The following is an 18353-nucleotide window of genomic DNA, read 5'->3' as shown; positions in this document are numbered from 1 at the left end:
ATTTTGCATCGCCGCACCGGGGCCAACGTCCGGCGGGCGCGACGATGCGGCGACTCGCGGGCCGGCGCGGGCGCCCGGTGCCCGTGGGCGTCCGGGGCCCGCGCCGGCCGATTTTTCCCGACCCATGACGACTCGAACCGATTCCGCTTTCCTGCTCGGCGACCTGCTGAAGAACGTTTCCCGCTCCTTCTACCTGACGCTGCGCGTGCTGCCCGACGGCATGCGCGACCCGGTCGGCCTGGCGTACCTGCTCGCGCGCGCGGCCGACACGATCGCCGACACGGCGCTCGTCGCCCCCGATCGCCGGGCGGCGTTGCTGACCGACCTGCGCGACGAGGTCGAGCGGCTCGGCGACGGCGTCGCGCTGTCGCGTGCGCTCGAGGACGTGACGCGGATGCAGACCGATTCGCACGAACACGTGCTGCTCGGCTCGGTGGAGCCGATGCTCGCGCTGCTGCGCACGCAGCCGGACGCCGACCGCGCATCGATCCGCAAGGTCGTCGCGACGCTGACGGCGGGGATGGTATTCGACCTGCGCACGTTCCCCGACGAGCAGTCGGGGCGCGTCACGTCGCTGCCGACGCGCGGCGAACTCGACCGCTATACGTATCTCGTCGCCGGCTGCGTGGGCGAGTTCTGGACCGACATGACGGGCATGCACACGCCGGCCGCGCGCGGCTGGAACCTGCCGGACATGTGCGAGAAGGGCATCCGTTTCGGCAAGGCGCTGCAGATGACCAACATCCTGCGCGACTGCGGGAAGGATCTGCGCATCGGCCGCTGCTACCTGCCCGACGACGTGCTGGGCGCGCACGGGCTCGTCGTCTCCGACCTGATGGCGCCCGATGCGTCGGCGCGCGCGCGCGGCGTGCTCGTCGACCTGCTGCGCGTGACGCTCGACCAGTATCGCGACGCGTGCCTGTATACGCTGGCGATCCCGCGCCGCTTCGTGCGGCTGCGGCTCGCGTGCCTGTGGCCGATCATGATCGGCCTCGAAACGCTCGAGCTGCTGGCCGGCCACGCGGCGTGGCTCGATCCGGTGAAGCCGGCCAAGGTGCCGAGAAAGCGCGTCTACCGGATCATGGCGTCGTCGCTCGCGCTGGTCGGCTCGAACACCGCGATTCGCGCGCGCATGACCGCGCTCGCCGACGCCGTGAGCGCGCATCTCGTGCAGCCGGCCACGCGCTGAATTGCACTGAACGATGCCGGCACGACAGGTGCCGGCATCGCCCCTCGGCCCGCGTTCGCCGGGCCATCACCATTCGATCTCCCACGCGTCGACTAAAAACGTTTTCATTATTTCGTGTGGCGAAACGTGGGTGTCATGAACGTCAGCGATCCTTCGCGGCGGCGTGAATCGTGGCGTCTGCCGCGGTCGCGCATTTGTAAGATGTGTCTTGTCGAAGGCATCTGACGACATCCGACGGTCGCGTTGCACCCGTAAAAATGTAAAGCTAGGGTTTTCACCGGGAAATGCCGGAGAGGCCCGCCGCGTAAGCGTTTTCAGGTGTTATGTAACCGCTTGGTGAACCCGTGCGTTGCGTCGATCATACGATGACCGACTGCGCGTGTTGGGAAATAATCGGTAATCCGTCAGAATTGCGCCGACATGTACTCGCACATGTGTCAGGTCATAAAACCACACCACAAAAGAAACATTCTTTGAGGACGGAGAATCAATGAAAAAGCGCGTCGCTGTCGCCATGACGGCAGCTGGCCTTGCAGCCGCTACCGCCGCCCACGCTCAAAGCAGCGTGACCCTGTACGGTATCGTCGATAACGGTCTGGCTTACCAGAACAACTCGTCGGCGACTGGCGCGACCACGGGTGGTCACTCGAAGGTGCAGATGTCCACCGGCGTGTGGGCAGGCAGCCGCTTCGGCCTGAAGGGCAGCGAAGATCTCGGCGGCGGCACGAAGGCGATTTTCCAGTTGGAAGCCGGCGTCAACACGGCTAACGGCTCGTCGCAGTGGACCAACGGCATCTTCACGCGTCAAGCGTGGGTCGGCCTGACCAACAACACGTACGGTACGCTGACGGCTGGCCGCCAGTACACCGCGTACTACACGCTGCTGTCGCCGTACAGCCCGACGACCTGGCTGACGGGCTACTACGGCGCGCACCCGGGCGATATCGACTCGCTGGATACCAGCTACCGCGCGAACAACTCGCTCGTCTACATGTCGCCGAAGTTCTACGGCTTCACGGTCGGCGGTTCGTACTCGTTCGGCGGCGTCGCAGGCGCGACGAACCGCGGCTCGACGTGGAGCGCGGCGATCCAGTACCTGAACGGCCCGGCAGGCATCGCGGTCGGCTACCAGAAGATCAACAACGCAACGCTCGGCGGCGGCGTGTGGGGCGCGAACTCGACGGTCCAGAACGGTCTGACGGCATCGGGCGACGGCAACCAGCCGGCTGTTTCGTCGATCAACAACGGCTACGCCACGGCGCAATCGCAGCAGCGTATCGCCGTGACGGCGGGCTACCAGTTCACGCCGGCATGGGACATTTCGGCGTCGTACTCGAACGTCCAGTACACGCCGGGCACGGGTTCGTCGTTCCGCAATACGGCCATCTTCAACACGGCAGGCGCCGTGCTGCACTGGAAGGCAGCTGCTCAGTGGGACTTCGCGGCAGGCTACTCGTACACGGCGGCAACGCAGTCGAACGGCATCACCAGCTCGGCCAAGTACCACCAGGTCACGCTGTCGCAGTACTACAGCCTGTCGAAGCGCACGGGCCTGTACGCAGTTGAGGCTTACCAGCATTCGAGCGGCAACACGCTGAACGGCGGCAAGATCATCGCAGCAACGACGTCGATCGGCGACGGCGTGGGCGCAGGTTCGAAGCAGAACCAGATCGGCCTCGGCGTCGGCATGATCCACCGCTTCTGATGTCGCGCGGCGCGCGAGCGCCGCTTACGGCATGCGGTATGAAAACCGGCCTTCGGGCCGGTTTTTTTATGCCCGCGCGATTCGTGCGACTGCGGCGATCGCCGCGATCGCTGCATCGAGCCCGCATCGCGCGATCAATCCGCCGCGCCATCCGTCCAGCTCCCCGCCAGCGCCTGAAACAGCGCCGCCGTATCGGCAAGCCGGTCGGCTTGCGCGCGCGTACGGTCGAGCGCCGTCTGCAGCGTCTGCCGCTGCGCGTCCAGCAGGTCGAACGTGCTGATCCCGCCTGCCGCATAACGATCACCGGCAATCCTGTTGCTGGCTGCCGCTTCCTGCGCGGCGGTGTCTCTGGCCTGCAGCGCCGCCGCGTCGTGCTCGACCGCGCGCATTGCATCGGCCACCTGCTGCAGCGCCTCGAGCACGGTTTCCCGGTAGCTCGCGAACGCTGCGTCGTACGCCGCTTCGGCCGCACGTTTCTTCGCGCGCAGTTCGCCGCCGTGAAAGAGCGGTTGCGTCAGGCCGAGGCCGACATTCCACACATTGAGCCCGCTCACGAGATCCGCGATGCGCGTACGTTCCGAGCCGATCCCCGCCGAAATCGAAAAGCGCGGATACAGGTTCGCGGTGGCCACGCCGACGTTCGCGCTCGCCTGGTGCAGCACGGCTTCGGCCGCGCGGATGTCGGGCCGTTCGCGCGCGAGCGTCGACGGCAGCGCGACGGGCAGCGTGCGCGGCAGCACGAGTGCATCGAGCGTGAGGTCGGGCAACACCGCATCGGACGGCGGCACGCCGAGCAGGATCGCGAGCCGGTGGCCGGCTTGCGCGAGGCGGGCCTCGAGCGGAGGCAGCGACGCTTGCGTCTGCGCGAGCAGCGCACGTTGCGCATGCACGTCGGCCTGCGAAACGCCACCTGCCGCGAAGCGCGCTTCGACGATACGCAACTGCCGCGCCTGCGCGTCGATCAGTTGCCGCGTGAGCGCGACTTGCTGCGCGAGCGATGCATGCAGGATCGCGGTTGCGACGACATTTCCCGCGAGCGTCAGGCGCGCGGCGTCCAACGTGAACGCCTGGTAGTCGACTTGCGCGCGCAGCGCTTCGAGCGCACGCCGGTTGCCGCCGAACACGTCGAGCACGTACGACACGCTCACCGACGCGTCATAAAGCGTGAATGGCCCCGGGCTGGGCACGTTGGCGGGCAGGCCGAACGCGGTCGTGTCGACCTGCTCGCGCGTGGCGGACAGGCTCGCATCGACGTTCGGCAACATCGTCGCGCCGGCTTCGGCCGCGTGGTTCTGCCGCGCTTCGTCGAGCCGCGCACGGGCCTCGGCAAGCGTCGGGCTGTTGTGCCACGCGGTATCGACGAGCCGGTTCAGCGGTTCGGAGCCGAACTGCGTCCACCAGTGCTGCGGGGTATGCGCGGCCGATGCGAACGTCTGCGCGTCGCCGGTCGGGCCGGCGGTGGCGGCCGTCGTCGCGGGCGGCTCGCCGCGCGTGTAGCGCTGCGTGGCAGGCGCGTCAGGCGCGTGGAAATCCGGCCCGACCGCGCATCCGGCGACGAGCAGCGCGGCGGCGGCCAGTGTGCAGCCGTGAGCGGCGTAGGAAGGGCGACGCGAAGCCGGTTTCATCGTGCGGCACCTAGTCGAGCGTGCGCCGGTAGAAGCGCAGCGCGACGCCCATCACGACAACGGTGAACAGCGCGACTGGCCACACGGATGGCCACAGGTCGCTCCAGCCGTTGCCTTTCAGCAGGATGCCGCGCACGAGGCGGTTGAAGTAGGTGAGCGGCAGCAGGTTGCCGATGAACTGCGCCCACTTCGGCATCCCGGCGAACGGGAACATGAAGCCCGACAGCAGGATGTTCGGCAGGAAGTAGAACACCGCGAGCTGCATCGCCTGCAACTGGTTCTGCGCGAGCGACGACAGCGTGATGCCGACCGTCAGGTTCGCGGCGATGAACAGCAGCGCGGACAGGTAGATCGCGAACACGCCGCCGATGAACGGCACGTCGAACACGAACCGCGCCGCGACGACGATGATCGATACCTGGATCAGCCCGATCAGCACGTACGGGACGATCTTGCCCGTCATCACCTCGAGCGGCCGCACCGGCGTCGCGAGCAGGTTCTCCATCGTGCCGCGCTCGCGTTCGCGCGTGATCGCGAGGCCCGTCATCATCACCATCGTCATCGTCAGGATCACGCCCATCAGGCCCGGCACGACGTTGTACTGCGTGATGCCCTCGGGGTTGTACAGCCGGTGCAGCACGACGTCGAACGCGGCCGGGCGGCCGTTCAGGTAGGCGAGCGGGCCCGTCAGGTCCTTGTCCGCGACGGGCTGCACGAGGCCCGGCAGCGCGCCGATCGCCGATGCGGTCGCGACGGGATCGGTCGCGTCCGCCTCGACGAGCAGCGACGGACGCTCGCCGCGCAGCAGCCGCCGCGAGAAATCGGCCGGCACGGTCAGCACGAACTGCACGTCGCCGCGGGCGAGCGCATGCCGGCCGGCCGCTTCGTCGGGCAGCGTCTCGACGATGTCGAAGTACGCGGAATTGCGCATCGCGGCGACGAAGCTGCGCGCGAACGGGCTCGCATCGGCGACGATCACCGCGGTGGGCAGGTGCTTCGGATCGGTGTTGATCGCGAAGCCGAACAGCGTGAGCTGGATGATCGGTACGCCGACGATCATCGCGAACGTCACGCGGTCGCGTCGCAACTGCAGGAATTCCTTCAGCACGATGCTCCACCAGCGTGCGACGGAAAACGAATCGCGCAGGCGCGCCCACGCGTTCATGACGACGCTCCGCCGGGCGGCGCGGATGGCCCTGATGCGCGGCCCATCATGTAAATGAACACGTCTTCGAGGCCGGTGTCGATCGGCGCGACCTGCAGCGCGGCAGGCCCTTCGGCTTGCGCGGCGACCTCCGCAAGCGTCGCGTCGAGCTGCGCGCGATCGCGGCCGCTCACGTGCAGCGCCGAGCCGAACACGACCGTCTGGTCGACGCCCGGCATCGTGCGCAGCCGTGCCGACAGTTCGCTCAGATGCGCGCCGGTGATCGCGCGGGTCGCGAGCCCCTGCGACGCGACGATCTCCGCCGACGTGCCCTGCGCGAGCAGCTCGCCGTACGCGATGTACGCGAGCTTGTGGCAGCGCTCGGCCTCGTCCATGTAGTGCGTGCTGACGAGCACCGAGATCCCTTGCGCGGCCAGCCGGTGCAGCTCTTCCCAGAAGTCGCGGCGCGCGGCGGGATCGACGCCGGCCGTCGGCTCGTCGAGCAGCAGCAGCGCCGGTTCGTGCAGCATGCAGGCGGCCAGCGCGAGGCGCTGCTTCCAGCCGCCCGACAGCGCGCCCGTGAGCTGGTCCGCGCGGCTCGCGAGGCCGAGCCCGTCGAGTGCGCGCGCGACGGCCGCCTTGCGGTCGGGCATCCCGTACACACGGGCGACGAAGTCGAGGTTCTCGCGGATCGACAGGTCTTCCCAGTACGAGAAGCGCTGCGTCATGTAGCCGACGCGCCGCTTGATCTGCGCGCTGTCGCGCACGATGTCGTAGCCGAGGCAGGTGCCGCTGCCCGAGTCGGGTGTGAGCAGCCCGCACATCATCCGGATCGACGTGGTCTTGCCGCTGCCGTTCGGCCCGAGGAAGCCGAAGATCTCGCCGCGCGCGACGCGCAGCGACACGTCCTTCACGACATGTTTGTCGCCGAAATGCTTGTTCAGGCGATCGACGTCGATCGCGTACGGTGCGGGCGGCACGTTCATGGCACCCTCACGGCGACGGGCTGGCCCGGGTGCAGCTTCGGCGCGTCGGCGACGGCGGGGCGCGCCTCGATCATGAACACGAGCTTGGTCCGGCTCTCGTTGCTGTAGATCACGGGCGGCGTGTATTCGGCCTCGCTCGATACGTAGGTGATGCGCGCGGGCACGTCGGCCGCACAGCCGTCGCAGTGGATCGCGACCGTGCGCCCCGGCGCGAGCGATGCAATGGCGGCCTCCGGCACGAAGAAGCGCACCTTCAGGTTTTGCGGCGGCAGCATCTGCACGACCGGATTGCCGGCCTGCACCCATTCGCCGACGCGGTACAGCGTGTCGTACACGCGCCCGGCGGCGGGCGCGGCGACGCGCTTCTGGTCGAGCTTCCATTGCGCCTCGGCGACGGCCGCCTGCGTGGCGTCGACCTGCGCGGCCTGCGCGGCGACCTGCTGCGCGCGGCCCGGCAGGCGCGCGACGTCGACCTGTTTCTGCAGTTCGCGCATCTGCGCGGCGGTCGTTTGTGCGGACGTGCGCGAATCGTCGAGCTGCTGTTTCGACAGGCCGCCCGCTGCGTACTGGTTTTCGTCGCGCACGAGTTGCGCGGCGGCCCGCGCGGCTTGCGCGGTGGACTGCGCGAGTTGCGCTTGCGTGACCGCGATTTCGGGCGGGCGCTTGCCGGTCTGCAGGTCGGCAAGCTGAGCGCGGGCGGCCGCGAGCTGGTGCTGCGCCTGTAGCAGAGCGGCCGTTTCGCTGACGGCTTCGAGCGAGAAGGCCGGCGCGCCGGCGGCGAGGCTCTGGCCGCGCGCAACCGACAACTGCGTCAGCGTGCCCGATTGCGACGACGACAGGTACACGAATTCGCCTTCGACGTAGCCCTGGTAGGTCGTGCCGTTGCTCGCCTGGCGCTCGCAACCGGCGAGGAGCGCGATGGCGGCGGCCAGTGCGATCGGCAGCGCGCGGGCCGGGTTCACGACGGCCTCCGTGCCGAGCGGACCGGCGCGCGCGGCGCGGCGGCCGGCGGCTGCATGCCCGAACCGAGCAGCGCGCGGACATGGCGGTGCAGCACGTCGCGGTCGATCGGCGGCAGGCCGCGCGCGCTCTGCCACAGTTTCGCGGTCGCGAGCGGCAGCATCACCAGCGCGACGATCGAATGGAACAGGAACGCGGGCTCGAGCGCGGGATTCAGCGTGCCGGCCTGCTGCGCGCCGCGGATGCGTTCGGCAAAGCGCCCGACATGTTCGAGCGGAATGCGCCGGACCATCCGCTCGCGCAGCAACCCGCCTTCGTGGACAATTTCGCGCAGCCAGATCGACGGCAGCCACGGCATGCGGTGCGTGACGTCGAAGAAGCGGTCGACAAGTTCGGCGACGAGCGCGAACGGGTCGTTTTCGATCTGCGGTTCGGTCGGCCGCCACACGAACGCGATGACCTGCGCGAGCCGTTCCTCGACGATCGCGTCGAGCAACTGCTCGCGATTCGTGAAGTAGTAATGGACCATCGCCGACGTGACGCCGGCGGCCGCGGCGATCTGCGCGACGGTCGTCGCGGCGATCCCGCGCTCGGCGAACAACTGCGTCGCGACGTCGAGCATGTGGTCGCGCAGGTCGAAATCGTCGACCGACGGGCGGCGCCCGCGCGGCCTGGCGACGGTGGATTTCGCGTTCATGCAATCGACGCTAATTGATGAGTTAGTTAATTTCAAGGAAGGGTTTCCGCCGGAATTGATCGCGATCAGGCGGGCGTCGAATGGGGACGCGGGCGGAGAGGTGACGTGACGCGGCGTGACGCAGCAAGCCGGCGATGGAATGTAGGGAGCGGCTAATGGAGAAACTGCGGGGGAGACGAGCGGGGCGACAGCGTGGAAGCCGGTCGCGAAGCGAGGGCGCGTGCCTGGGCAATGGCACGCGCCCTGAAAAGCGGTTACTGATCGATCGGTGACGTCAGCGGCACGTGTTCGCCGGTCAGCCCGAACACGACGAGCTGTGCGGGCTCGGTCGCGCTTGCGTTGCGCGACACCTGGTGGCGTGAGCCGGGCGCTTCGTACCAGCCTTCGCCGGCGCGGTAGCGGTGCAGCGGGCCGCCGTTCACCTGCGATAGCACTTCGCCTTTCGACACGACCGCGAACACCGAGCCGAGGTGCCGGTGGGCTTCGGAAGCCTGGCCGGGCGCGTAGTCGACGGTCGCGACGACGGCGAGCTTGCCGGGTGCTTCGGGCACGGCCTGCTGCATGATCGTGTGCACGTTGTCGCCGGTGTCATGTGCGCGGGCGGCGACCGGCAGCAGTGCGGCGCCCGCCGCGAGCCACGCGCACAGGGCGGCGCGACGGAGGAGCGTAGCGTGAGTCATCGTCGTCTCCTTACTCGGGCATCTTGCGGAACGCGATCGCGAAGCGGTTCCACGAGTTGATCGTCGCGATCAGCATCGACAGGTCGAACAGCTCTTCGTCGGTGAAGTGCGGCCTCACGGCGTCCCAGACGGCGTCGGGCACGTGATTGCCGGCGACCAGCGTCAGCGCTTCGGTCCATTCCAGGGCCGCGCGTTCGCGCTCGGTGAAGAACGGCGTTTCGCGCCACGTGACGACGGTGGCCAGGCGGCGGTCGGTTTCGCCCCCCTTGCGCGCATCGGTCGTGTGCATGTCGACGCAGAACGCGCAGCCGTTGATCTGCGACGCGCGCAGGCGGACGAGTTCGGCGAGCGGCTTCTCGATCGAGCTCTTCGCGAGGAATTCCTCGGCGTTGCGCATCACCTTGATCGCATTCGGGCTGGCGGCATAGAAGTTCAGGCGCGGTTGCATGGCAGGTCCTTTTTCGGTTGGGGCGCACGGTGGCGCGACAGGACCCACTTTAAGACCCATGCTGGCCTGCTTGAATGGCCAATTTCCGGAAAATTCAGGTAACCAGTGCCGAGCCGCCAGCGGTGTCCGAACCCAGCAGGCCGGCCAGCGTCGCGAGCGCCGTGTCGATGCGCAGCGCGTCGATCCCGCCATAGCCGAACAGCAGCCCCGGACGGACCGGCACGCCGACGTGAAACGCCGAGATGCCGTACAGGCCGATGTCCTGCGCGCGGGCCGCGCGGACCAGCGCCGCCTCGTCGAGCCCCGGCTTCAGGTAGGCGGCGAGGTGGATGCCGGCGGTCGGCACGATCGCATCGAACCACGGCGCGAGTTCGCCGCGCAGATGCGCGATCAGCATCTTGCGGCGCGCATCGTAGTGCTTCTGCACGCGCTTCAGGTGCCGCGCGAAATCGCCTTCGAGCATGAAGCGTGCGAGCGCCGCCTGCGTCAGCGTGCAGGTGTGCCAGTCGACGATCTGCTTCGCCTTGGCCAGCGCGCCGCGCAGCGCGCGCGGCGGAATCGCATAGCCGATCCGCAGTTCCGGAAAGATCGTCTTCGAGAACGTGCCGACATACGCGACGAGGCCCGTGCGGTCGAGGCTCTTCAGCGATTCCACCGGGCGGCCTTCGAAGCGGAACTCGCCGTCGTAGTCGTCCTCGATGATCACCGCGCGGCGGCGCTGCGCCCATTCGAGCAGCGCGACGCGCCGGTCCAGCGTCATCGGCATCCCGAGCGGGAACTGATGCGACGGCGTCACGTAGACGAGGCGTGCGTCGTCGGGCAGCCGTTCCGTCACTAGGCCATGCGCGTCGACCGGCACGCCGATCACCGTCGCGCCGAGCGACGCGAACGCGGCGCGCGCGGGCGGGTAGCCGGGATCTTCGACCGCCACCACATCGCCGGGCCGTACGACGACGCGGGCGATCAGGTCGAGCGCCTGTTGCGCGCCTTGCGTGACGAGCACGTCGTCCCAGCCGCACGCGACCGCACGGCTGAACGCGACATAGCGCGCGATTGCGCCGCGCAACTGCGGATCGCCGGCCGGGTCGTGGTACTGGGCGGGGCCGCGCATCTGCTGGCGCAGCGCGTGATGCAGGCAGCGCCGCCACGCGTCGAACGGGAACAGCGCCTTGTCGGTCACGCCGCCGCGGAAGTCGAAGCCGGGCGAATCCTGCGGCGCGGGCATCGCGAGCGCGTCGGGCAACTCGTCCCACAGCGCGCGCGCATCGACCGCGTCGACGCGCGGCGTGTCTTCGACGATCGACGGCGCCGACATGGCCGCGGCATGCGGCACGCGCGCGAGGCCGTCGGCGACGAACGTGCCGTCGCCCGCGCGCGTATTCAGGTAGCCCTCGGCGACGAGGCGCTCGAACGCGTCGAGCGTCGTCTTGCGCGAGACGCCGAGCTGTTTCGCGAGGTCGCGCGTCGATGGCAGCCGCGCGCCGCCGGCGAGCCGCCCGTCGACGATCGCGGTGCGCAGTTGCCGGAAGATCTGGCCCGTCAGGTCGTGACGGCCTTCGATGCGGATCGCGATGTCCATCGCAGTGGTTACCTCGATTGCCTTGATTTCGTGCTGATCAGCATACCGGAAGTCGATCACGGCGGTGGCCTGGCGGGACGCCTTTACCGGTCGCCAGGACGCAGGGAATCGGGGAGGCGGGCCGAACCGGCCGGGTGGCCCCGTCACTGGTATCCGCTGCCCGTATCCCCCGATTGGACCTTCGCCCGCCGCTGCCTTACGATCCACGACAACCCCACACCGGAGCGTGCCCATGCTGTCCGAAGACGAACTTGCGCTGCTCGACGCGATTCGCGCCACCGGCAGCCTGTCGCGCGCGGCCGCGCGGCTCGGCAAGGCGCCGTCGACGGTGTCGCACGCGGCGCGCCAGCTCGAAACGCGCTTCGACGCGCTGCTGTTCGACCGGCGCGGCTACCGGTTGCAGCTCACGCCGGCCGGCCAGTTGCTGACCGACGAGGCGGCGCGGCTGGCGCTGGACGTCGCGCGGCTGACGCAGCGCGTGCGGCAGGTCGCGAGTGGCTGGGAAGACCGATTGTGGATTGCCAGCGACGAGGTGCTGGAGTTCGACACGCTGCTGCCGGTGGTCCGCGCGTTCGATGCGCTCGACTCGGGCGTGTCGTTGCGTTTCACGCATGAAGTGCTCGGCGGGACCTGGGAAGCACTGCGCGACGGCCGCGCGGACCTGGTGGTCGGCGCGACCAACGAGCCGCCCGCGATTCCCGGCTTCAAGTGGTTCGAGCTGGGCGCGATGGAGTGGGTGTTCGCGGTGTCGCCGCGCCATCCGCTGGCCGCCGTGACCGGTGCGCTGACGCGGGATGCGATCGGCGCGCACCGGGCGGTGGTCGTCGCCGATTCGTCGCGGCGCGCGGCCGGCCGCGCGTATGGCCTGCTCGGCGGGCAGGCCGTGCTCGCGGTGCCGTCGATGCGCGCGAAGATCCTCGCGCAGCGCGACGGGCTCGGCGTCGGCTGGGTGCCGCGCCGGCGCGTGGCGTCGCTGCTCGCACGCGGCGAACTCGTGGAAAGAGAGACGGCTGATCCGCGCGAGCCGAACCGGCTTTATGTCGCGTGGCATGGCGACCGGGACGGCCGCGCGCTGCAATGGTGGCTCGAGCAATTGCGCGAGCCGCGGCTCGCACAGCGCCTGCTCGACGGCATCGACGTGGCCGGCTGACCCGGCGCCGGAAAGAACAGGGCAATCAAACTCGCCTTCCCGAACATGTTCGACGATTTCGAACATGTTCGTCGCGCCCGTCGTACGGCAGGGCCGGGCGCCGCGCGCATCCTGTGTTCACGGTCAACTCACCGGTTCACAGGAGAACATCATGCAACGCTTCGAAGGAAAGACGGTCCTCGTCACGGGCGGTAACAGCGGCATCGGCCTGGCGGCCGCCAAGGCATTCGCGGCAGAAGGTGCCCGCGTCATCATCACCGGGCGCGATGCGCAGACGCTCGAAGCCGCGCGGCAAACGCTCGGCGCAGGCGCACTGGCGATCCGCAACGAGGCCGGCAGCGTCGCGTCGGCCCGCGCACTGGCCGATGCGATCGCGTCGGCAGGGGCACGGCTCGACGCCGTGTTCATCAACGCGGGCGTCGCGAAACTCGCGCCGTTCGCCGACAGCGACGAGGCGATGTGGGATCTCGTGTTCAACACCAACGTGAAGGGCGCGTATTTCCAGATTCAATCGCTGGTGCCGCTGCTGAACCGCGGTGCGTCGATCGTGATCAACGGCTCGATCAACGCGCACATCGGGATGCCCGGCTCGTCGGTGTACGCGGCGAGCAAGGCGGCCGTCAATTCGTTCGCGAAGACGCTGTCGGCGGAATTGCTGCCGCATGGCGTGCGCGTGAACGTCGTGAGCCCCGGGCCCGTGCAGACGCCGCTGTACGGCAAGCTCGGGTTCGATGCGGCGACGCTCGACGAGACGGCCGAGAAGATCAAGGGCCTCGTGCCGGTCGGCCGGTTCGGCACGCCGGATGAAATCGCGTCGACGGTGCTGCACCTCAGCGCGCCGGAATCCGCGTTCATCGTCGGCGCGGAGATCATTGCGTCGGGCGGGATGGGGTTGCTCTGACCCGGTCGTCACACCAGCGGGGGCCGCAACCGCCCGGCGCAATGCCGGGCGGGCGGTCCCCGCGATCCGCTTTGTCTCGCTGCCAGCGCTGAGCGACGGCAGACGCTGGCAGATCGCGCTCCCCCGGAAAAGCCATGACAAGGGCAGGGATTACTAGACGACTGGTCTAATCCGGGGCTATCATCCGTTCCCATGAATGCGACGACGTCCGCGGCGCATGCATCAAAGACGCGTAGTGCCATTCAAATGCCATTCCGTGCTGCGATGCTGATGGTGCAGCGAGACGCCGTCGTTTTATTTCGAATAGTTCTAGACGACTGGTCTAATAGGCGCATGTCGCATTCGGATACGCGGGTCGCACGTTGACGCGTCATAGCTGACTAACCGACAGGCGTGCCGCGCCGTCGGGCAGGGTTGTCCGGCAGTGCGGCCCCGTTCCCCTCATCCATTTTCGAAGGAGTGTCCGATCATGAAGATTCTGGTTGTCCTGACCTCGCACGACACGCTCGGCGACACCGGCAAGAAGACCGGCTTCTGGCTCGAGGAACTGGCCGCGCCGTACTACACGTTCAAGGATGCGGGCGTCGAGCTGACGCTCGCGTCGCCGAAGGGCGGCCAGCCGCCGCTCGATCCGAAAAGCAGTGATCCGACCGCCCAGACCGACGCGACGCGCCGCTTCGACGCCGATCCGGCGGCCAAGGCCGAACTCGCGTCGACGCGCAAGCTGGCCGACGTGTCCGTGGACGACTACGACGCCGTGTTCTACCCGGGCGGCCATGGCCCGCTGTGGGATCTGGCCGAGGATCTGCATTCGATCGGCCTGATCGAGCGTGCGCTGGCGGCCGGCAAGCCGGTCGCGGCCGTGTGCCATGCACCGGGCGTGCTGCGTCACGTGAAGAACCCGCAGACCGGCGAATCGGTCGTGCGCGGCAAGCGCGCGACGGGCTTCACCAACAGCGAGGAAGCGGCCGTCGAATTGACGGAAGTCGTGCCGTTCCTCGTCGAGGACATGCTGAAGACCAACGGCGCGCAATTCGAGCGCAGCGCCGACTGGGCGCCGCATGTCGTCACCGACGGGCTGCTGATCACGGGGCAGAACCCCGCGTCGTCGGAGCCTGCCGCCGAGGCGTTGCTCGCGCAGCTCAGCCGCCGTTGAGCCGATGGCGCCGGCCGGGCCGGCGCCATCCCGTATCCGTCGCCGGGCGCGGGCCGCCCGGCGACGGCCCGAATCGTACTGTCGTGCACACCGCACGACGCGTTTCCAGTCGTTTTGCAGAACCAAGCAAAGGAGCCGTGGATGTCTGCCCTGTTCGAACCGTTCAAACTCAAGGATGTCACGCTGCGTAACCGCATCGCGGTGCCGCCGATGTGCCAGTACGTCGCCGAGGACGGCGTCGTCAACGATTGGCATCACGTGCATCTGGCCGGCATTGCGCGTGGCGGCGCTGGCCTCGTGATCGCCGAGGCGACGGCCGTGTCGCCGGAAGGGCGCATCACGCCGGGCTGCGCGGGGCTGTGGAACGATGCGCAGGCCGAAGCATTCGCACCGTCGGTCGCGGCGATCAAGGCGGCCGGCGCGGTGCCCGGCATCCAGATCGCGCACGCGGGCCGCAAGGCGAGCGCGAACCGCCCGTGGGAAGGCGACGACCATATCGCCGACGGCGATCCGCGCGGCTGGCAGACCATCGCACCGTCGGCCGTGCCGTTCGGTGCGCATCTGCCGAAGACGCCGCGTGCGATGACGCGCGACGACATCGCACGCGTGCAGGCCGACTTCGTCGCGTCGGCGAAGCGCGCGCGCGACCTGGGCTTCGAATGGCTCGAACTGCACTTCGCGCACGGCTATCTCGGCCAGAGCTTCTTCTCGGTGCATGCGAACCAGCGTGACGACGAATACGGCGGCTCGGCCGAAAACCGTGGCCGATTCCTCGTCGAAACGCTGGCGGCCGTCCGCAAGGTGTGGCCGGAGCATCTGCCGCTGACCGCGCGCTTCGGCGTGATCGAATACGACGGCCGCGACGAAGAGACGCTCGCCGAATCGATCGCGCTCACGCAGCGGCTGAAGCAGGAAGGGCTCGACATGCTGAGCGTGTCGGTCGGTTTCTCGACGCCCGACGCGCAGATTCCGTGGGGCCCGGCGTTCCTCGCGCCGATCGCCGAGCGCGTGCGCCGCGAGGCCGGGCTGCCGGTGTCGTCCGCGTGGGGAATCGACACGCCGCAACTGGCGAACCGCGTGGTGGCGGAAGAGCAGCTCGATCTCGTGATGGTCGGCCGCGCGCATCTGGCCGACCCGCACTGGCCGTACTACGCGGCCAAGCAGCTCGGCGTCGAGCGTCCGTCGTGGACGCTGCCCGCGCCGTACGCGCACTGGCTCGAGCGCTACCGGACCGCCGACAAGGTGGCCTGAACGGGCGAGGTGCCGGGGCGGCGCGTGTGACATGCGCCGCCGATCCGGCGCCGATGGATAGAATGGCGGTTCGCGCAGGCCGGTTGCCTGCACGAACCGCCATTTTTTCATTTCGACAGAGGTGCCATGGGCGCACATGTCCCGTCGTCTCCCGATCCTGCCGCGCGGCCGCGTACGCAGCAGGTCTCCCGCGCCGTGCTGTATGCGGCGCTGCTGGTGATCGCGCTGTGGGTGATCCGCGATTTCATTCCCGCCATCGCCTGGGCCTGCGTGATCGCCATCGCGATGTGGCCGATGCTGAAACGCTTCGAATCGCACCGCCTGTTCCGCAACCGCCCGACGCTCATCGCGGTCGTCATTACGGCGGCGATCTCGTTGCTGGTCGTGCTGCCGGTGGCCGTCGCGGCAACCCAGGCGATCGGGCAGGCGCATGACCTGCGCGAGTGGCTGCGCACGGTCCAGGACAACGGCATCCCGGTGCCGGACGTGATCGGTCGGCTGCCTTACGGCGCGGCGCAGATCACCGAATGGTGGCAGGCCAACCTCGGCCATCCGCTGCATGCGGCCAGTGCGATGCACGGCGTCAATAGCGAGAAATTCCTCGCGTTCGGCCGGCAGTTCGGTACGAAGCTCGCGCACGCGCTGCTCGAATTCGGCTTCATGCTCGTCACGCTGTTCGTGATCCTGCGGGCCGGCCACAAGCTGTCGGGGGCGCTGCTGCAGGGCGCGCGGCGCGCGTTCGGGCGCAGCGGCGCGGAGCTGATCGAGCGGATGGTCGCGGCCGTGTTCGGCACGGTGACGGGGCTGGTCGTCGTCGGGCTCGGCGAGGGCGCGCTGCTCGGCATCGCGTATGCGCTGGCCGGTGTCCCGCATGCGGCGCTGCTCGGCCTGGTCACGGCGATCGCCGCGATGCTGCCGTTCTGCGCGCCCGTGGTGTTTTGCGGCGCGGCGCTCTGGCTGTTCGTGCAAGGCGCAACCATGTGGGCCATCGTGGTGGCCGTGCTCGGGTTCGTCGTCGTGTTCGTCGCCGAGCACTTCGTGCGGCCGGTGCTGATCGGCAGTTCCGCGCGGCTGCCGTTCCTGCTCGTGCTGTTCGGCATCCTCGGCGGCGCCGAGACGTTCGGCCTGATCGGGCTGTTCGTCGGCCCCGCGCTGATGACGGTGCTGACGATGCTGTGGGCCGAATGGATTGCGTGACGATGCGTGACGATGCGGGCCGAGGCGGCATGACGCGGCGGTACGGATGCGCGAGCAAGCGTGCATCGGCCGCCGCGACGGGCGACGATCCGGCTTGTACCGAGGCATGCAATGCAAGGATTCGGATAAAGATCTCTACATTTCTTTTCGATCCGGACCCAAAGGTCTAGTAGCATGGCGCTTTCGATCACGCCGGCATGGCGCAGCAGATTTCACCAAGCATGCGATTGATTACGATGTCCCGTCCCGCAGCGACGCTGTCCCTGGCCGCCGGCTGCCTGATGTTGCACGGTTGCGCGTGGTTCGACTCGTGGCTGCCGTTTTCGTATTCGCGCACGCCGCTCGCGAGGGCCGCATCGCGGCATGGCGCGACGCGCGCCGATGTCGTCCGCGCCGGCGGCAATCCGCGCAGCGTATGGATGGTCCGCAACGGCAGCGGCGTTTGCTACAACTACTTCATCGAGCACGGCAACGATCACCGCGAATATTTCGTCGTGTTCGACAAGGCCGGCGTCGTCACGCAACGCGGCTTCGATTCCTGCATGAACGCCGACCGCAAGGGCATGCTCCAGCCGGGCAAGGCCGCGTCGCGCTAGCGCGGCGGCGGCCGTGCCCGCCTGCCGTCACGCGATCGTGTCGACCACGCCGCCATCTACCCGCAATGCCGCGCCCGTCGTCGCCGAAGCGAGCGGCGAGCACACGTAGACGACCAGGTTCGCGACTTCCTCGGGCGTCGCGGGTCGCTGGATGATCGAGCTCGAGCGGTGGTTGCGCACGAAATCCACGGCCACGTCTTCGACGCTGCGGCCGGTTTCGTCGGCCGTTTCCTTCAGCAGCGCCCGCACGCCGTCCGACATCGTCGGCCCCGGCAGCACCGAGTTGACCGTCACGTTCGTGCCGGCCGCGAGCTTCGCGAGGCCGCGGGCGATCGACAGCTGCGCGGTTTTGGTGAATCCGTAATGGATCATGTCGACCGGGATGTTCAGGCCGGATTCCGACGAAATGAACACGATGCGACCGGCATTGCGTTCGATCATCCCCTTCAGGTAATGCCGCGCGAGGCGCACGCCGGACATCACGTTGGTCTGGAAATAGTGGTCCCACTCGGCATCGTCGATGTCGAAGAACGCCTTCAGGCCGTAGATGCCCGCGTTGTTGACGAGGATGTCGGCCGCGGGCGTGTGCTGCGTGATGCGTGCGACGCCGGCGGCATCGGACAGGTCGGCGGCGATGCCATCGAAGCCCGCGCCCGGGACGGCGGCGCGCAGGTGCGCGAGCGCGGACTGCACGGATGCGTCGCTGCGGCCGTTGACGACGACACGCGCGCCGGCGCGCGCGAGCCCTTCGGCGATCGCGAGCCCGATGCCGGCGGTGGAGGCGGTGACGACCGCGGTCTTGCCTTTCAGATCGATATGCATGTGCGTGACGGGAGAGGAGTGAACGGGATCCGCCGCGGGTGCCGCGGCGGACGGAATTCAAAGCTTAGGCGAAACGGCGCGATCCGGCGTCGAAGCCGCGGACCGGCCCAGCGGTCCGCCGATCCGCCGATCCGCCGATCCACCGACTCGTCGACCCACCGATCCACCGATCCACCGATCCGCCGATCCGCCGATCCGCCGATCCGCCGATCCGCCGATCCACCGATCCACCGATCCACCGATCCACCGATCCACCGATCCGGTTGC

General features: G+C 68.5%; 17 protein-coding genes. 8 read left to right on the top strand and 9 right to left on the bottom strand.

The window, feature by feature from the left end; all coding sequences use genetic code 11:
* Positions 1–124 precede the first annotated feature (124 nt).
* Positions 125–1189 carry a phytoene/squalene synthase family protein gene (locus BCEP18194_RS31510; protein WP_011355351.1) on the top strand — a complete coding sequence of 355 codons (1065 nt, stop codon included), beginning with the start codon at positions 125–127 and terminating at the stop codon, positions 1187–1189.
* A gap of 490 nt (positions 1190–1679) precedes the next feature.
* Positions 1680–2894 carry a porin gene (locus BCEP18194_RS31505; RefSeq protein ID WP_011355350.1) on the top strand — a complete coding sequence of 405 codons (1215 nt, stop codon included), beginning with the start codon at positions 1680–1682 and terminating at the stop codon, positions 2892–2894.
* 134 nt (positions 2895–3028) lie between these two features.
* On the opposite strand, the gene BCEP18194_RS31500 is transcribed toward BCEP18194_RS31505, so the two are convergent.
* The 8 genes from BCEP18194_RS31500 to BCEP18194_RS31465 form a co-directional block, all read right to left on the bottom strand.
* Positions 3029–4519, bottom strand: coding sequence for an efflux transporter outer membrane subunit (locus tag BCEP18194_RS31500; protein WP_011355349.1), 1491 nt, complete (start codon positions 4517–4519; stop codon positions 3029–3031).
* 10 nt (positions 4520–4529) lie between these two features.
* Positions 4530–5684: an ABC transporter permease gene (locus tag BCEP18194_RS31495; RefSeq protein WP_011355348.1), complete on the bottom strand. Its 1155-nt coding sequence runs from the start codon at positions 5682–5684 to the stop codon at positions 4530–4532.
* On the bottom strand, positions 5681–6649 hold the full coding sequence (locus BCEP18194_RS31490) for an ABC transporter ATP-binding protein (protein WP_011355347.1): 969 nt from the start codon (positions 6647–6649) through the stop codon (positions 5681–5683). The genes BCEP18194_RS31495 and BCEP18194_RS31490 overlap by 4 nt, the downstream gene beginning before the upstream one ends.
* A complete protein-coding gene (locus tag BCEP18194_RS31485) occupies positions 6646–7611 on the bottom strand; it encodes an HlyD family secretion protein (protein WP_011355346.1) in 966 nt (321 codons plus the stop codon). Before BCEP18194_RS31485 ends, BCEP18194_RS31490 begins: the two co-directional genes overlap by 4 nt.
* Positions 7608–8306: a TetR/AcrR family transcriptional regulator gene (locus BCEP18194_RS31480; RefSeq protein ID WP_041493319.1), complete on the bottom strand. Its 699-nt coding sequence runs from the start codon at positions 8304–8306 to the stop codon at positions 7608–7610. Before BCEP18194_RS31480 ends, BCEP18194_RS31485 begins: the two co-directional genes overlap by 4 nt.
* Positions 8307–8560: 254 nt before the next feature.
* The gene (locus tag BCEP18194_RS31475) at positions 8561–8986 is read right to left on the bottom strand and encodes a cupin domain-containing protein (protein ID WP_011355344.1); all 426 of its coding nucleotides are present in this window, start codon (positions 8984–8986) and stop codon (positions 8561–8563) included.
* Between the two features lie 10 nt (positions 8987–8996).
* Positions 8997–9434 carry a carboxymuconolactone decarboxylase family protein gene (locus tag BCEP18194_RS31470; RefSeq protein ID WP_011355343.1) on the bottom strand — a complete coding sequence of 146 codons (438 nt, stop codon included), beginning with the start codon at positions 9432–9434 and terminating at the stop codon, positions 8997–8999.
* Positions 9435–9528: 94 nt separating this feature from the next.
* Positions 9529–11013, bottom strand: a complete 1485-nt coding sequence (locus BCEP18194_RS31465) for a PLP-dependent aminotransferase family protein (protein WP_011355342.1) — start codon at positions 11011–11013, stop codon at positions 9529–9531.
* A gap of 232 nt (positions 11014–11245) precedes the next feature.
* Here BCEP18194_RS31465 and BCEP18194_RS31460 point away from each other — a divergent pair, with 232 nt between their 5' ends.
* The 6 genes from BCEP18194_RS31460 (at position 11246) to BCEP18194_RS31435 (ending at position 17264) form a co-directional block, all read left to right on the top strand.
* The gene (locus BCEP18194_RS31460; protein WP_011355341.1) at positions 11246–12163 is read left to right on the top strand and encodes a LysR family transcriptional regulator; all 918 of its coding nucleotides are present in this window, start codon (positions 11246–11248) and stop codon (positions 12161–12163) included.
* Positions 12164–12314: 151 nt separating this feature from the next.
* A complete protein-coding gene (locus tag BCEP18194_RS31455) occupies positions 12315–13064 on the top strand; it encodes an SDR family oxidoreductase (protein WP_041493590.1) in 750 nt (249 codons plus the stop codon).
* A gap of 469 nt (positions 13065–13533) precedes the next feature.
* Positions 13534–14220 (top strand): type 1 glutamine amidotransferase domain-containing protein, encoded by a 687-nt coding sequence (locus BCEP18194_RS31450; protein WP_011355339.1) that lies wholly within the window; start codon positions 13534–13536, stop codon positions 14218–14220.
* Between the two features lie 141 nt (positions 14221–14361).
* Positions 14362–15471, top strand: a complete 1110-nt coding sequence (locus BCEP18194_RS31445) for an NADH:flavin oxidoreductase/NADH oxidase (protein ID WP_011355338.1) — start codon at positions 14362–14364, stop codon at positions 15469–15471.
* 126 nt (positions 15472–15597) lie between these two features.
* Positions 15598–16668, top strand: a complete 1071-nt coding sequence (locus BCEP18194_RS31440; RefSeq protein ID WP_011355337.1) for an AI-2E family transporter — start codon at positions 15598–15600, stop codon at positions 16666–16668.
* Positions 16669–16889: 221 nt separating this feature from the next.
* Positions 16890–17264 carry a hypothetical protein gene (locus tag BCEP18194_RS31435; RefSeq protein ID WP_041493318.1) on the top strand — a complete coding sequence of 125 codons (375 nt, stop codon included), beginning with the start codon at positions 16890–16892 and terminating at the stop codon, positions 17262–17264.
* 27 nt (positions 17265–17291) lie between these two features.
* Here BCEP18194_RS31435 and BCEP18194_RS31430 read toward each other — a convergent pair whose 3' ends face one another.
* Positions 17292–18086, bottom strand: a complete 795-nt coding sequence (locus BCEP18194_RS31430) for an SDR family NAD(P)-dependent oxidoreductase (protein WP_011355335.1) — start codon at positions 18084–18086, stop codon at positions 17292–17294.
* Positions 18087–18353 lie beyond the last annotated feature (267 nt).

Source organism: Burkholderia lata (assembly GCF_000012945.1).
Classification (GTDB): Bacteria; Pseudomonadota; Gammaproteobacteria; order Burkholderiales; family Burkholderiaceae; genus Burkholderia; species Burkholderia lata.
The sequence above is the reverse complement of the archived record's forward strand: the minus strand, read 5'-3'. Positions and strand labels throughout refer to the sequence as shown.

Excerpts from the sequence above, each read along its gene's own strand:
- BCEP18194_RS31510 (WP_011355351.1), top strand. The coding sequence starts at position 125 with ATGACGACTCGAACCGATTCCGCTTTCCTGCTCGGCGACCTGCTGAAG.
- BCEP18194_RS31505 (WP_011355350.1), top strand. The coding sequence starts at position 1,680 with ATGAAAAAGCGCGTCGCTGTCGCCATGACGGCAGCTGGCCTTGCAGCC.
- BCEP18194_RS31500 (WP_011355349.1), bottom strand. The coding sequence starts at position 4,519 with ATGAAACCGGCTTCGCGTCGCCCTTCCTACGCCGCTCACGGCTGCACA.
- BCEP18194_RS31495 (WP_011355348.1), bottom strand. The coding sequence starts at position 5,684 with ATGAACGCGTGGGCGCGCCTGCGCGATTCGTTTTCCGTCGCACGCTGG.
- BCEP18194_RS31490 (WP_011355347.1), bottom strand. The coding sequence starts at position 6,649 with ATGAACGTGCCGCCCGCACCGTACGCGATCGACGTCGATCGCCTGAAC.
- BCEP18194_RS31480 (WP_041493319.1), bottom strand. The coding sequence starts at position 8,306 with ATGAACGCGAAATCCACCGTCGCCAGGCCGCGCGGGCGCCGCCCGTCG.
- BCEP18194_RS31475 (WP_011355344.1), bottom strand. The coding sequence starts at position 8,986 with ATGACTCACGCTACGCTCCTCCGTCGCGCCGCCCTGTGCGCGTGGCTC.
- BCEP18194_RS31470 (WP_011355343.1), bottom strand. The coding sequence starts at position 9,434 with ATGCAACCGCGCCTGAACTTCTATGCCGCCAGCCCGAATGCGATCAAG.
- BCEP18194_RS31465 (WP_011355342.1), bottom strand. The coding sequence starts at position 11,013 with ATGGACATCGCGATCCGCATCGAAGGCCGTCACGACCTGACGGGCCAG.
- BCEP18194_RS31460 (WP_011355341.1), top strand. The coding sequence starts at position 11,246 with ATGCTGTCCGAAGACGAACTTGCGCTGCTCGACGCGATTCGCGCCACC.
- BCEP18194_RS31455 (WP_041493590.1), top strand. The coding sequence starts at position 12,315 with ATGCAACGCTTCGAAGGAAAGACGGTCCTCGTCACGGGCGGTAACAGC.
- BCEP18194_RS31450 (WP_011355339.1), top strand. The coding sequence starts at position 13,534 with ATGAAGATTCTGGTTGTCCTGACCTCGCACGACACGCTCGGCGACACC.
- BCEP18194_RS31445 (WP_011355338.1), top strand. The coding sequence starts at position 14,362 with ATGTCTGCCCTGTTCGAACCGTTCAAACTCAAGGATGTCACGCTGCGT.
- BCEP18194_RS31440 (WP_011355337.1), top strand. The coding sequence starts at position 15,598 with ATGGGCGCACATGTCCCGTCGTCTCCCGATCCTGCCGCGCGGCCGCGT.
- BCEP18194_RS31435 (WP_041493318.1), top strand. The coding sequence starts at position 16,890 with ATGCGATTGATTACGATGTCCCGTCCCGCAGCGACGCTGTCCCTGGCC.
- BCEP18194_RS31430 (WP_011355335.1), bottom strand. The coding sequence starts at position 18,086 with ATGCATATCGATCTGAAAGGCAAGACCGCGGTCGTCACCGCCTCCACC.